Origin of the sequence: Streptomyces thermovulgaris, from assembly GCF_002155915.1 — a bacterium.
Taxonomy (GTDB): Bacteria; Actinomycetota; Actinomycetes; order Streptomycetales; family Streptomycetaceae; genus Streptomyces; species Streptomyces thermovulgaris.
The window spans coordinates 1-14,572 of sequence record NZ_MUME01000085.1 but is presented as its reverse complement, the minus strand read 5'-3'; the positions used below and the strand labels follow the sequence as shown (position 1 = coordinate 14,572).

Sequence of the window (14,572 nt, the reverse complement as noted above, 5' to 3'; positions counted from 1 at the left end):
CGATCCGGTTGTCGAAGACATGCACGTCGTAGCCCTGGAGGGCGGCTCGCTCGGCCATGGCGACGGCGGTGGGACTGCCGACCGTCCCCAGGTCGATGCGGGGCAGCCGGGCCGCGCCGTACCAGCCGTTGAGGAAGGAGTCGCGCTCGACGAGTTCGAGCAGGCCGCCCAGGACCGCCTCCTCCAGGCAGCCGCCGATGGCGCAGCCGTTGGAGCACTCGAAGACGAAGTTGTCGCCGGCCACCGGGATGCTGTAGTCGTCCCGCAGCGACCAGCCCCACTCCCAGGGGATGGGCCGGCTCGGGTCGAACGGCTCGACGAAGGGGTCGTCGCGGTAGGTTCCGTCGCTGTACAGGCCGCACACCGCGGGGTCGATCGCATCGGCCCTCAACTCGTCGTAGGAGCCGACGACCGGTGCGGAGCCGCCGCGCCGGTGGGTGCCCGCGTACCGTTCCAGGCCCTCCAGGAAGGCGAGGCGGCGGCTGGTGGCGAAGGAGTTCTCCTGCCCGCTCCAGGTGACGTCGTGGAGCCCCGCGTATCCCCGGACGAACACACTGCCGGCCACCGGGGCGGTGGTGGAGGAGGTGACGTCGGTCCAGGTGCCGGCCCCCAGGGCGCCGCAGACCGGGTTGGCCAGGGCGTCGGTGGGCAGCGGGTAGGCGAAGGCCGAACGCAGCCGGTAGGTGCCGGGGTCCGGTTTGGGACGCGAGGAGAGGGTGAGCGGCCGGGCGCCGTCCGCCGCCCGGGCACGTGGACCGCAGTCGGGGCAGAGCGGGTCGGCGAGCAGCGGAAACGTCCTGACCAGAAGGTTCGTCAGGTCCAGCCGGGTCACCTGGGGCAGGGCGCGGTCCGCCGGATGCGCGGCGGGAGGCACCGGGCGGGGCCCGTGCAGCAGGGCCTCGCACAGCGCGGCCACGGTGTCGCGGACGTGGTCGGTGAGCAGCGGCCAGGCACCGACCGGGCGAGGACCGTCGGGGCCGCCGGTCTCCAGGGCGTTGCGCTCGCTGCGGCTGCGCAGCCGCTGCCACCGCACGGCGAGACAGCGGCCGCAGGCGGGGGCGCTGCCGTCGCCGCCCCAGGGGCCGAGCAGGACCGCCGAGGCACTGAGGTGGACCAGCGCCCCCGGACGGTCCGCGGCCCAGGGATCCGGGGCCCCGGAGCCCCGGCCCCCCGCGTCGACGGCGCCGACCGGCACGACCCGCGGGGCGTCGGCGCCGAAGCGGTCGTCCAGGAACGCCTGGAGCGTGTCGCGGGCCTCCTCCATCGGCTGCGGAAGCAGCCGGGACGCGGTGCCCATGAGCTCTTCGGCGCTCATGAGTGCTTCGTCCAGCGGAAGGTGCGCGTCGCGACGGCCCCGAAGAGCGCGGCGAACACGACGAGCCCGGCACATCCCACGCCGATGTCGGACAGGTCGCCGCGGCCGGTCAGGGCGGCCGCCACCGCGTCGTTGAGATAGCGCAGCGGCATGACCAGCGAGATCTTCTGCAGCCAGTCGGGCATGGCGTCCAGCGGGAAGAACGACCCCGACAGGAAGGCCATGGGCAGCATCAGGAAGTTGGCGATGCCGGCGACCGACTCCGGGGTGTCGGCGATGCTGCCGATGATCACCCCGAGCAGCAGGAAGGTGGTGATGCCGAGCACCAGGACGGGAATCAGCAGGGGCCACCGGGACGAGGGCACCAGGCCGAAGCCGGGAAGCATCGCCACCCCGACGAACAGGACCGACTGCACGAACCCCACGCCCAGGGCGAGGACGTAGCGGGAGCCGATGACGGCGGACAGCGGGGCGGGCGACATGCGGATCATCCGGAGGATGTCGTCCGCGCGCCACTGCATCAGCGTGAACCCGATGCCGAAGACGGCGGCGTTGGCCACGCCCCAGGAGAGCACCCCGGAGGCGGTGTAGGAGAGGTAGGAGAAGCCGCTCTGCTCGACGCTCCGGCCGCGGAAGATCAGCCCGAAGACGACGAGGAAGATCAGCGGGAAGGCGAAGGTGAAGAAGACGGTCGTCTTGTCCCGGACCTGGGCGCGGTAGCCCGCCGCGGTCAGGGCGGTGTAGGCGCTCATGCCTGCTCCTGGCGGTTCGTGGTGTCTGCGTCGTGCGTGTCGTGCGCGGTGCGCGCGGTGTTCGCGGCGAGGGGGGCCCGGGTCTGCCGGGAGGTGATCTCGAGGTAGACGTCCTCGAGGCTGGGGGTGCGGGTCTGCACACCGTCCAGGCCGGTGAGGGGATCGAGGGCGGCGAGCACCCGGCCGGTGGCGCGGGTCTCCAGGACGAGGTGCCCGCCCTGCACGGTGACACCGTCCACGCCGGGGAGGGCCGCGGCCTGCTGCTCGTCGATCCGGCCGAGCGGGACCAGCAGCCGGCTGGCGGCGCCGAAGGTTCCGATCAGGTTCTGCGGCTCGTCGGTGACGACGAGCCGGCCGGACACCAGGATGCCCACGCGGTCGCAGAGCGCCTCCGCCTCGTCCAGGTGGTGCGTGGTGTACACGATGGTCCGGCCCTCCGCCTTCAGGCCCCGCAGCACCCCCCACAGATCGCGGCGGCCCTCGGCGTCCAGCGCGGCGGTCGGCTCGTCGAGGAAGATCAGCTCGGGTCCGTGGACCAGCGCGGAGGCGATGGCGAGCCGCTGCCGCTGACCGCCGGAGAGGCTGTCGACCCGGACGTCGTGCTGCCCGCCGAGGCCCACCGCCTCGAGGGTGGTGTCGACGGCCTCGCGGTCCGCGCCGAACAGCGCCGCGACGGTGCGCAGATGCTCGTGGACGGTCTGCCGCACGAAGAAGGCCGAGGACTGGGTCTGCACGCCCATGCGCGGCAGCAGACGGGTGTTGCGCGGCCAGGGCGACTCCCCGAGCACCGTGACCGAGCCGGAGTCGGCCTTGCGCAGCCCCTCCATGATCTCCACCAGGGTGGACTTCCCGGCCCCGTTGGGACCGAGGAGCCCGAAGAACTCGCCGCGCCGGACCTCCAGGGAGACGCCGTCGACGGCCCGCCGGTCGCCGTAGCTCTTGGTCACGTCGCGGACCACGACGGCCGGTTGACCGGTGCGGTCGGGGGTGGGGGAGGTGGAGCTCATGCGGGTACCTCATTCACGAGTGGGTTCATCGGTTGCGTGGTCTTTCGGGGTCGGGCCGTCATTGAAGCAGCAGCAGGACGACGACGGTGCAGACTCCGGCCGCCGCGAGCAGCACCAGGGCGACCGAGGCGACGGCGTAGGAGGTGTAGAGGCGGCGGGCGCGCCGCGGGTAGGCGGCCACGGCATCCCGTCCGCGCCGGCGCAGGGCCAGATAGGTCCGGGTCTCCGGGGCGAGGTTGGCGGTGCCCAGGGCGTGGCCGAGCATCCGGTACCCGTCCAGCGGCGGCAGCGGGACCAGGTTGCTCAGGGCCTGCACGATGCCGACGAAGAGCATCCCGGTGAGCGGCGGACGGCCCGGGTCGGCCGGGTCCAGCAGCGCCCACCAGAGCGCGAAGGGCAGCAGGAGCAGCAGGTTGACGTACGCGCCCGCGGCCGCGACCACCAGCTTCGCCCGCAGACCGGGCAGGAACAGGTAGTTGTCGACCGTGCAGTACATCATCACGGCCGGGAACCGCCAGCGCAGCCCGATCTCGGAGACCACACCGCCGTAGTGCCGGGCGGCGATGCCATGGGCGAGTTCGTGCAGACAGATGCTGAACCAGAGGAAGACCGCGAACGGGATCAGCACCGCCGGGCGGGTCAGCAGGGCCCATGTCCCGTCGAGGAACGCCGCCGGATCCGCGAGCACCGCGACGGTCATCACCAGGACGGCGGCCACCAGCGGCAGCTGAACCCAGGGGCGCAGCAGCGGACGCAGCAGGCGGTGGAGACGTCCGGTGGTCGCGTGCGCGTCGGCGACGGTTCGCCGGCTGCCCTTCCAGAAGGTGCCGGTGCGGGCCGGGGGCGGCTCGGGCGGCGCGGGATCCGGGGAGCCGGCGAGCAGTCCGCGGGTGCCGAGCAGGCCGAGCAGCCGGGTCCACTGCTCCTCGGGGAGCCTGCGGCGGAACCGGGCCGCGTACTCGGACACGAGGTCGTCGAAGTTCCGGGTGCCGTCGAGCCGGCTGATGACGAAGTGCTCCTTGGGACCGACCTCGAACGCGGCGCCGCTGACCGGGTGCTTGATGAGGTGGACGGTGCGCGGGCCGCGCAGCAGGGGCGGGCTGATCAGCACACCCTGGCGCAGGGCGGGCCGGTAGGCGCGCACGGCGGCGGACCGGTCGGCGGCGGAACGGCCGGCCCCGGGCCGGCCGGTGGCGGAGTGGTCCGTGGCGGGGCGGCCCGCGGCGGAGTGGTCGGTGGTGCTCATGAGGCCCCCTGCCGTCCGCCGGCCGGCTCGCGCAGGACCCGGCCCAGGAGGTAGGCCAGATACGCCTCGTCCCGGATCGTCACATGCAGCCGGTTGTTGGTCATGTGCATATAGGGCGACAGCAGACGGGGCAGCACCGCCGGCACATGGGTGACGGTCACCAGGGGAGCCGCGTCGGGATCCTCGGGGCGCTCCTGGCCGCTGTCCTCGCGGGCCGGGCCGTCCCAGGCGGGGAAGGCGAGTTCACCGCGCTCGGTGAGGTCCACCACCTTCGCGCGCAGCTCCAGGCAGTGCTCGGCCCAGCGGCGCAGGAACGCCGGCAGCCGGCTCAGGTCGCCGCTCGACACGGCGTGCCTGAGCTGGGCGAACCGGGCGCCCAGGGAGGGCGCCATGCGCGCGTAGGCCTGCTCGTACTCGGTGGAGCCGATGAAACCGGTCCCGGGGAACAGCCGGTGCCAGAAGGCGTAGTAGGCGTCCAGGTAGTCCGCGAGCCGTTCCTCCTCGGGAAGGAAGCAGCTCGACATCACCATCATCAGCTGGGCGGAGGTGCCCAGCAGCACCGTCCGCAGATGCAGGTTCATGCTCCGGTACGCCTCCAGGACCAGGTCGCTGGAGTGCCGGAAGTGCCACTCGGCGAGCTCCACCCCGGCCGGTCCGCCGTACTTGGCGTACTCGGGGGCGTAGACCTCGTAGGAGAAGGAGTTGTTCGGCCGGAGGTTCATCCGGCCGTCCGGGCCCATGTACCTGGTCCGGTCCTCGCCGGGGAACTCGATGTCGAACAGGGCGTTGTAGAAGTCCTTGAGGAAGCCCGAGTCCACCTCGTAGAGGGCGGGACGGGTCTTGAGGAAGGCGCTGATCGCCTCCTCGGCGCGGCGGCGCACCTCGGGCTCGGCGTCGGGACCGCTCGGACGCAGACGCAGCCTCACATGCGGCCCCTCCAGCCAGTAGTTGATGAAGAAGTAGCCGGACAGCAGTCCGTCCTCGGTGAGCTGGTCGACCAGCGGGCGGACGCAGTGGACCAGCAGCGGCTGGGGGTTGGCGGCGTAGAAGATGTGCAGCGCCAGCCAGGGCGAGGGCGGGGCGCCCTCGGGGGCCGGCCGGAAGGACGCGGGTTCGGTCAGTTCGGGCATGACGGTGCAACCTCCGGTCCGGACGGCGGCAGGGAACGGGTGGTGAAGGTCTCCACGGCGAGTTCGGCCACGTGCCGGCCGCGCCGGGAGGTGAGATGGAGCCCGTCCTCGGCGGGGAGCATCTCCCGGAAGGTCACCCGGGTGCCCGGTCTGCGCTCCACCAGGGCGTCGAACGCGGCCAGGCAGAGCGGACTGTCGAAGTCGACGTGGACGGGCTTGGCCCCGATCGGGCCCTGGTCGGGGTGGAAGACCGTGGCGAAGCAGCGGTCGGGCAGGCCGTGGGCGCGCCGCAGCCGCTGCCACTCCAGGTAGAGCTCCTCCTCCCCGGCCCCGGGGCGGTGGACCGGCAGGGCCTCTGCGTCCATGGTCCAGCTGCGGCGGCTGACCACCACGTTTCCGCACCGGACCCGGGGCCTGCGGGTGACCCCGTTCACGGCCTCGCCCTCGGGCACCCCCGCCCACACGTCGAAGGGGGCCATGGTGCTGGGGGAGAGGAGGAGCAGGGTGCGCGGGATCTCGGGGAGCGCGATCGGCACGAGATAGCCGAAGTAGACCGGTACGACCTCACGGCCGAGACGGCGGGAGCGGAGCACCAGGCGGCCGGCCCGCTCGTCGTGCACCACATAGAGGTCGTCGAGGTGGATCCGGGCCTCCTCGGGCACGGAGCTGGTCTCGCCCGGGCAGACGATCTGGTGGTCGGTCAGCCTGCCGTGCAGGTTCAGATTGCTGCTGACCGGTCCTCCGGTGACCTCCGCGAACACGGCCCCGTCCGGCCGGCGGGCCGCCATCTCCTCGCGCAGGGCGTCGCTGAGACCGGGGGCCTTCGGGTCCGCGTCCGGCCCGGTGCCGTCGTAGAGGTGGGTGAACCGGCTGAAGGGGAAGGCCAGTCCGCCGTAGGACTTGTTGAGGACGACCAGCGGCCGGCCGCCGGGAGGCCGGGACAGCTGCACATGGTGGCTCTGCGGGACGAAGTGGCCGACGAGCGGCGCGAGTTCCTCGGCGGTTTCGGCCAGCAGCTCCTCCGGCAGCTCGATCTCCTCGGCCCCGTCGGCCCCTTGGGTCTCGCCGTACTGCCGCCACAGGGCCTTCATGCCCTCGTGGAAGCGGATGCGGGCCCGGTCGAGGGTCTTCATCTCGCTCTGCCCGAGCCAGTTCTCCTCCGGCCGGTAGGTGCCGTCGTCGTCGAAGGAGGCCCGCTTGGAGGTGAAGGAGATGTACTGGTCGAAGAAGTCCTCGTGGAAGTCGTGGATCAGACCGAGCAGGTCGTCGCAGCGTCCGCCCCGGCCGTAGCGGGCGATGAAGAAGCCGAGCAGGGTGATGCGCTGGGGGAGCGTCAGGTCGAACAGCGGCAGGATGCCCTCCACGGCCCGCAGGGCCCGGCCGGTCTCCCCGCCCAGCACGGCGGGACCGCAGACCAGGTCCTCGCCCGTGCTGACGTCCTCGTACACCAGGGTCTGCGGAAGGGTCGGCTCGGCCGCCCCCAGGTCCCGCTGGGCGTCGAGGAGTTGACCGCGCAGGGTGCGCAGCAGGGTGCGGCGCTCGGCGACGTCCGCCGTGGGGTAGCGGGCGAGGCAGTCGGCCGGGCCGTCCAGCAGACGGGCCAGCCGGTCGGCCCACGGCGCCCCCAGGGAACGCAGGGCGTCCTGGTAGGAGCGCAGCGGGTCGCGGCTGTGCACGTCCGTGCGGAGCACCGGCACCTGCACCATGCCGAGGTCCATCAGGGCCGACGCGTACCGCTCGCACTCCTCGCGCTCCGCGCCGTGCTCACGGTGCAGCCAGTCCACCAGGTCCCGGTGGCGCACCGGGGCCCGGTGGCCGCCGAGCCACTCCAGGAGCCGTTCCAGGGTGCCGCTGCTGCGCAGGAAGAACAGCCGGTCGCGGACCGCGTCGAAGGTGACGGCGGCGCTGTCGTCGCCCGCGGTCGTCACATGGCGCACGTAGCGGATGCGGTCGGCGTCGCGTCCCCAGCCCGGGGAGAGGACCACCGGCAGGTCCTGGCGCCGCCCGGGGTCGGCCAGGATCAGTTCGGTCAGCCGGGCCAGGACCACCACGTTGAGCCGTACATGGCTCACCCAGTCCTCGCCGGTGTGCAGCGCGGCCCCGTCGTCCGCCGGATCGCCCGCGAAGGTGCCGAGGCCGATGCCGGTGAAGGTGCTGAAGGGGCTGGTCTTGCAGGCCGTGCGGTACAGATAGGTCAGCGCCGAACGCTCGATCTTGCGCAGCCGGTTGCCCGGCCGCGGGCCGGTGTCGCGCAGATAGGTGTCCAGCCGGCCGTCGAGGGCGGGCGAGGCGAGCAGCAGGCCGCGGCGCAGCCGGTCGTCGGCCAGCGCCTCGCGCAATGCGCGGCGGCTTTCCGCGAGTTCACCGGCCAGCAGGTCCGCCCCGTCGGCCCGGAGCTCTTCCAGGCGGGTCCGGTCCCGCAGCCACTGGGCGACGCGCCGGCCGGTCTCCGGGTCCAGCTCCGTCACCAGACGGACGGCGGCCTCGGGGTCGGCCGGCAGCCGGTTGTTGAAGATCTGCCGCCGCAGGGTGAGCAGACCGCGGCGCACGGCGGTGTCGCCGGGCTTCTCGTCGGGGCCGGTGGTCGTCGACTTGACCAGGGCGTGCAGCGGATCGCTGAGGGCCGCTCCGGCGGCCGTCAGACGTTCCTCCTCCTCCAGTACGGCGTCGGCCCAGCGGCGGGTGCCGGGGCAGCGCAGACCGTGCACGGTCTCGATGGGCAGACCGGCCACACGGAGCACGAAGCGCCTGCCGGGCTCCCAGCGGGTGCCGGAATCCTGTGCCGGGGCGGTGCCGGGCCTCGGGGCGGTGCCGGTGTCCGCCCCGGAGCCCGTGAGGGCGCCCGGGCCGGTGGCCGTGGCGCCGGACTCTGTGGGTGTCATGGGGAATCCTTCGCGGCGTCGGGCGGTCTCGGGGTCAGGCGATCTCGTGGCGGAAGTCGGCGGGATCGGGCCGCTCATGACCGAGGGCCATGATCAGCAGCGGGGCCTCGTCGCTGCCCTCCAGTCCGAGCCGCTCGACGAACGAGACGTTGTCGAAGCCCAGCGCCACACCGGCGCCCAGGCCCAGGGCGGAGGCCGCCACATAGAAGCTCTGCGAGACGGCTCCGACGGTGCCCAGCGCGAGCCGGTAGCCGCGGTCGCCGAGGGCGTCCAGGACGGCGGTGGTCCGCACGGTGGGCACCAGGACCGCACCGGCCTGCTCCAGGTTGTAGTTGGCCAGGAAGTAGTTCCGCTGGAGGAACGAGCCCTGCGGGCCGGCGGCGACCAGCCGCAGCTCGCCGCGGTCGGGGTCGTAGGCGTACGCCCCCTGCTCCACGCCCTCCACATGGTTGACGAAGGCGTACAGCCGGGTGAGCCGGAGCTCGCCGGACGGGTCGGTGTCACCGGCCAGCCGGGTCTCGGCGCAGGCCGCCAGGACCGCCGACAGATGGGCGCTGTCGAGCCGGCGCCGGGCGTCGAACCTGCCGAAGCTGGAGCGGCGGTTACGCAGGGCCCGGCGGACGCCGGTGTCCGGGAGGACCGGCGCGGGCAGGGCCACCCGGGCACCGGTGCCCCTGCCGGTGCCACCGGTGCCGCCGCCGGTGTCGAAGGGGAGGGCCGCGGCGGCGGCCAGCGCGCCGGGGGCGGGCCGGTTCGCGGCACCCTCCAGGGTCGCTTGGTGCATGGCGCGCAGTGCGGCGAACTCCAGCAGGGTGCGGGAGCGTTCGAGGTCCCGGTGCCGGACGGCGGGCCGGTGACGCGGGTCCGTGCGCGGGGTGCCTGGGCGGCCGGTGTCCCGGCGGGGCGCCGGCGCCTCCCAGTGCAGCGGCACGACGGCGAACACGGTCTCCTCCTCGCCCGTCACGCCGAGCAGCTCGTTCAGCCGGGGCTCGTCGAACCACAGCACGGGGGAGATCCGCAGCCCCCGGGCGGCGGCCCAGATCCGCCAGGTCTGCACCAGGGTGCCGAGATCGGTGCAGACCACGTGGAACGAGAAGCTGTTGTACTTGAAGGAGTTCTGCCAGTACTTGATGCCGAGGATCAGGTACTGGTCGGTGTCGAGGGCCTCGGGGGGCGTGTCCGGGCCCAGCGCGTCGCGGACCCGGTCGGTGACGTCGCCGGCCAGCAGCCGCTGCAGGGCGTGCCGGTGGACGTCGTAGTAGTGGAGCCCCGGGGTGAGGGGGCCGGAGGGGCCGGACGCCCAGTGGATGCTCACCGGGTAGAGCCCGCCGCCGCCCGCGGTGCCCCGCGACCAGTTCGCATGGGTGTAGAACGGCAGCCCGGGCAGGTCGGTGTTGGCCTGGATGCCGAGGCGGCGCCCGGTCAGCCCGTAGGAGTCCTTGAGCATCGCCGCCAGCAGCGGAAGGCTGAACCCGGCCGGGCCCTCGGCGGCCCGCTCCCCGGCGGCACCGGGCAGCAGGCCCGGCGCCGCGGGGACGTCGGCGAGGTCCTCGGTGCCGGGCAGGGCGAACGCCTCGGCGTGCGGGTAGTACTTGCCCTTGCGCGGGCCGTCGGCCCAGTTCACGACGTGATCGGTGGGCTCCATCGGGACACGGCCGCGGTGCAGGACGGCATGCGCGTATTCATGGGCGTACCCCACACGATCCCCCTTTCCTCGGTCCTCGGTTCCTCGGTCTTGTGTTGTCCCGGTCCGTGGTCGTTCCGGTCCTCGGCCGGCTCGGCCTGCGCGCGCCCGCGCCGGGAGCGTGCACATCGGCCGGCGGCCGGTCATGGGAACGGATGCGGGCCGGGGTTGAGATCGGCCTCGGTCAGGTCCTCCTGCCGCAGGCCCGCCTCGCGCAGCGCGGTGCGCATCCGGGGCATGTGCCGGGCCCGCTGCCGCGTCCAGCCGAAGTCGAGCGGGAGCAGCTCGGGCACCAGCACCTTCACGGTGTGCAGACCGAGCGCGCGCTGCTCGGGCGCGGTCTGGTCGACGACCACCACGTCGAACCCGGCGGAGGTCACGGCGTCCACCGCGGCGAGCAGGTCGTCCCGTACGTCCGGACCGGAGCCGTCCGCACGGTCCCAGCGCAGATCGGCCACGCCCACCGGCTCGGGGGGCGAGGGCGGACGGAGCAGGAAGTCGGCGTGGCGGCCCATCTCCGGCACCGCGTAGACCAGCGGATGGTCGTGCAGACTGGTGATCTTCTCGAAGTCCTCGGCCATGGCGCGGTATGCGGCCTCGTTGCGCCGGAACCGCTGCAGAAGCTGCACCGAGTCGGTGGCGATCTCGCACAGGGCCGCGGCGAGCGCGGCCTCCGGGTCCAGGGCGGCCCCCGCCCCGAAGCACATCCGGGCCAGACCGCCGTCGAACCGCTCGGCGACCGCGGTGACCACGGGGACGGGGAAGGTGATCCGGGTGTCGAAGAACCGGGCCCGGTACCCGTACATGGCCAGTCGCTCCACCATGACCCGGGTGCGCGGATCGGCGCTGGTCATCGGGTCGATCTCGGGCAGCGGCTGCATCCCGTGCCAGGCGAGCAGGAAGGCGTCCCGCTCCAGGACCTCCATCAGGCCGCCGAGCACGGCCTCCTCCAGACTGCCCCCGGAGGCACAGCCGTTGGAGCTCTCCTGGACGAACCGGTGCTCGATCCCGGGCTTGTGGTAGTAGGCCAGGACCTCCGGGACGGGCCGGGGACGCGCGTCCCGCAGCGACCAGCCCCACACCCAGGGAATCGGACGGTCCGGGGTGAACGGCGGCACCCAGGGGTTGGCCCGGTGGAAGTCGTCCGTGTACAGGCCGGTCTCACGCGGGTCGACGGCGTCCGGCCCGAGATCGTTCAGGGAGGCGGTCAGGGTGAGGGAACGGCCCCGGGCACGCATCCCGGCGAAGCGCTCGAGCCCCTCCAGCAGACCGATCAGGGTGCTGGCACGGTACGAGTCGGCATGACCGCCCCAGAACGTCTCCCGCAGATACTCGCCGGAGCGGCTGGAGAAACAGCCCACGGTGGCCGAGGTGGTCGGCGAGGTGACGTCGCACACCACCGACGGCCCCACGGCCCCCCAGTGGGGGTTGGCGAACGCGTCCACCGGAAGGCCGTACGCCTCCAGCGGCCGGACCCTGGCGACACCCGGCCGGTATTTGGGCGCGGGCCGCAGGACGAGAGCGGCCGACTCGGCGGTCATCGGCCGCGGGGCGCCGCAGTCGGGGCAGTCCGGCTCGGGCACCAGCGGATGGTGACGGACCGTCAGATGCTCCAGGTCCACCAGCCACACGTCGGGGAACGGCCGCCCGGTGTCCGGGGGAGCCGCGGCGAGCCGGGCGATCAGCGCGGCGACGGCCTGGGCGGCGAACGGCACCCGGTAGGGCCAGGGCCCCGCCTCCCGGGTGCCCCCGCGCAGTTCGAGGCCCTCCCGCAGGGCGACCGAGCGCACCGCCTGCCAGCGGCGCCGCAGGCACGTGCCGCAGCCGGCCCGCCCCCGCGCGGGCCAGGGGCCGACCATCACCTGCCGGCCGTACAGGTGCACGGGGAGCGTGTCCTGCGAGGCACCCTCGGGGGAGCCGGAGGAGCCGTCCTCGGTGGAGGAGCCGTCCTCGACGGAGGCGGAGGCAGGGCCACAGGCGGGAGCGGAGGCAGGGGCGGGGGCGGTGAAGGCGTCCCGTACACCCAGGGCGAGGACCGTGACACCGGGGATCTCACGGCCCGGCGCGGACGGCAGTTCCGCCAGGGCACGGCGGAGCTCCTCGGCGAAGAGACGGCACGCCGCGCGCCGTGGCTCCTCGGCCCCGCCGACGGCGGTCTCGACGAGATCAGCGGTCATCGCCGGCCGCCTTGGTGAGCAGGACCCGGACGGTGTGGATGCCGGCGGCGGGCAGATCGGCGGCGTGCGTGGGCACGACGAGGGCGTCCCGTCCCGCGGCGGCCAGCCGCTCCAGGACGTCCGTCCAGCCCACCGCGGGCCGGCCCGAGGCACCCTCGCCCTCGTCCTGCGCCGTGACCGGTATCAGGGCGGCGTCCAGGTCGGCCAGCAGCGCATCACCGGTGTCGGGGTCGCCCAGCACCCCCTCCGCGGCGAGCTGGACCGTGCCGAGCAGGTCGCGCAGGGCGTCGGTGGCCGCGGCCGTCCGGTCCAGGGCGGCGCCGACGGCCCAGCGGCACGGCTCGCCCGACCCGGCAGGCCGGGTCCTGGCCAGCACCACGGACACCCCGGTGCGCTCCGCCTCCCCGAGGTCGAGGAGCTCGACGTCCAGCTCCAGATGCCCGGCGGAACGCAGCAGGAAGGTGGCCTCGGGGTCGTCGTCGAACACGGCCCGGGGGATCACCGCGGTCCGCCCGGCCCCGCGCACGGACCGCTGCAACGCGTCATGGGCGAGCGCGGACAGCAGACCGGCCGCCGCGGCCTCCGGCAGGCCGTCGCCCGCGCCGGCCCCGGCACGGGACGGCTCGAACCGGCGGTCCTGGTTGTCCGGCCCGAAGGGCCGTACGGCACCGGCCGGCACCAGGACCGGCTCCTTGGTCAGCAGCGACGTGGCCAGGGCCCAGGAGGCGACCGGATCGCCCCCGGCACCGGTGGCCGTGGTCAGCGCGTCCGGGTCCACCTTCGGCGGCGTGCCCGAGCGGTCCGCGCGAAGGACGTCGTCCGGGACCGGGGACGCGGGCACCACGTACTCGGCGTAGACCTCGGCGGCGGCGTTGAGGGCCCGCAGCCGGGCGCCCGCGGTGTGATGGACGTCGAACGCGACGACGGTCCGGGTGCCGGCCGCACCCAGCCCGACCTCCACGGCACCGACCTTCAGCGGGGTCTGGGTGACCGGTTCGTCCGCGTAGCGGGTGAAGACCCCGACGGACGGCCGGAGCGCGACGGCACGGCGGTCGAGCGCGGCGAGCGGTCCCTCGGTCGCGGCGTCGTCCGGGGCGGCGGCGACGGCCGGGTGGAAGGCGGGCCGCTCGGGGGCCGCGGACAGGTCGACGGGCTCGAGGGCGGCGGCTCCGGAGGCGGCGGACCGGGCCCGGCAGAACGGACAGCGCGGATGGGGCAGCAGCCGCTCCGCCAGCACGTCGAAGGAGGCCATGTCCTGGAGCAGCACCTGCCCCCGGGTCTCGGCCGGCAGCGCCTTGGTGACCAGCCGGAACACCTCGTAGCCGAGCAGATTGCCGAGCATCGCGGCGAGCGGGCCGCGCGGCCCGGGACCGGACGCACCGCCCAGGGCCAGACCGCTCCACAGCTCGGCCGCGACCGCCGCGTCGTCCCCCGTCGCACCGAGCCGCAGCGCCGCACAGGCCAGACAGCCCTCGCCGTCCGGGGTGCTGACCGGTCCGACCACCGCCCGGTTGCCGAAGGTCCAGGCGGGCAGCAGGAAACGGCCCTCCGGAACGCCCTGGCCGAGCAGGGAGACCGCGGTCCGGAACGCGTCGCGGCCACAGGCGGCGACCACCACGTCGTACCCCTCGTACGCGCTCCAGTCGCCCGCCGCACCGGCCCCGGCGCCGGGCAGCACCGCCACCTCGGCCGGGCTGCCCTGCGCGGTGAGCTCCGCCGCCTCGGCCCGGAGCGCGGCGAAGTCCGCGGCGGTGGCCGGACCCTCGGCCAGAGCGGCCTCCACGCCGACGAAGGCGCAGCCGTTGCGGATCAGGGAGAGCGCGCACCAGCGGGCGACCTGACCGTCGCCGAGCACGGCCGCACGGGTGCCGCGGAACGCGGCGAACCTGCTCTCGGCGCCGTCGACGTAGTGGTCGATGTACGCGATCTGCTGCGCGAAGCGGGCGGCGACCGCCGGCTCCACGGACGCGCCCGCTCCCTCCGGGGCGGGGTCCGGCACGGGGCGGGCGAACCCACGGGCGTAGAGCGCCTTGACCAGGCTGCCCACCATCGCCTTCTGCGGCTCCTTGAAGCCCGCGCAGATCTCCGCCACGGTCCGGCTCCCGTCCAGGTGCGGGACGAGGAGAGTGGCGAACCGGTAGGCGGACGGGGACTTGAGCTGGAAGCCCCCGTCGGCGTTGTGGAAGATCACGCCGCCCGGCGTCTCGGTGTACAGCACGTCACGGCGCACCCGGGGCCGGGTGTCCGCGGTCTCCTCGTACGGCGTCGTGGGCATGCGGGGATCACACCTCCGGGTCGGGGCCTGTCGGCCGCTCGGGTCTGAACGGGAATCTGGGCGGGTCTGGACGGAAGGGGGGAGCGTTCGGGGCGGAGTGGTCG

General features: G+C 74.0%; 9 protein-coding genes. All 9 read right to left on the bottom strand.

Features of this window, described 5'->3' with window-relative positions:
• Positions 1-1,315 (bottom strand): TOMM precursor leader peptide-binding protein (locus CCN35_RS29965; RefSeq protein WP_342748584.1); only part of this gene is annotated, 1,315 nt, incomplete at its 3' end.
• Positions 1,312-2,067, bottom strand: coding sequence for an ABC transporter permease (locus CCN35_RS09315; protein ID WP_067398579.1), 756 nt, complete (start codon positions 2,065-2,067; stop codon positions 1,312-1,314). The genes CCN35_RS09315 and CCN35_RS29965, both read right to left, overlap by 4 nt.
• Positions 2,064-3,074 carry an ABC transporter ATP-binding protein gene (locus CCN35_RS09310; RefSeq protein ID WP_067398577.1) on the bottom strand — a complete coding sequence of 337 codons (1,011 nt, stop codon included), beginning with the start codon at positions 3,072-3,074 and terminating at the stop codon, positions 2,064-2,066. Before CCN35_RS09310 ends, CCN35_RS09315 begins: the two co-directional genes overlap by 4 nt.
• Positions 3,075-3,132: 58 nt before the next feature.
• On the bottom strand, positions 3,133-4,320 hold the full coding sequence (locus CCN35_RS09305; RefSeq protein ID WP_236561102.1) for a metalloprotease: 1,188 nt from the start codon (positions 4,318-4,320) through the stop codon (positions 3,133-3,135).
• Positions 4,317-5,450 carry a lantibiotic dehydratase C-terminal domain-containing protein gene (locus tag CCN35_RS09300; protein ID WP_086792253.1) on the bottom strand — a complete coding sequence of 378 codons (1,134 nt, stop codon included), beginning with the start codon at positions 5,448-5,450 and terminating at the stop codon, positions 4,317-4,319. The genes CCN35_RS09305 and CCN35_RS09300 overlap by 4 nt, the downstream gene beginning before the upstream one ends.
• Positions 5,438-8,332, bottom strand: a complete 2,895-nt coding sequence (locus CCN35_RS09295; protein ID WP_086792251.1) for a lantibiotic dehydratase — start codon at positions 8,330-8,332, stop codon at positions 5,438-5,440. The genes CCN35_RS09300 and CCN35_RS09295 overlap by 13 nt, the downstream gene beginning before the upstream one ends.
• A 34-nt stretch (positions 8,333-8,366) precedes the next feature.
• Positions 8,367-10,031 carry a nitroreductase family protein gene (locus tag CCN35_RS09290; RefSeq protein WP_086792249.1) on the bottom strand — a complete coding sequence of 555 codons (1,665 nt, stop codon included), beginning with the start codon at positions 10,029-10,031 and terminating at the stop codon, positions 8,367-8,369.
• 128 nt (positions 10,032-10,159) lie between these two features.
• A complete protein-coding gene (locus tag CCN35_RS09285) occupies positions 10,160-12,193 on the bottom strand; it encodes a TOMM precursor leader peptide-binding protein (protein ID WP_086792247.1) in 2,034 nt (677 codons plus the stop codon).
• On the bottom strand, positions 12,183-14,468 hold the full coding sequence (locus CCN35_RS09280; protein WP_086792246.1) for a TOMM precursor leader peptide-binding protein: 2,286 nt from the start codon (positions 14,466-14,468) through the stop codon (positions 12,183-12,185). Before CCN35_RS09280 ends, CCN35_RS09285 begins: the two co-directional genes overlap by 11 nt.
• Between the last annotated feature and the right edge of the window lie 104 nt (positions 14,469-14,572).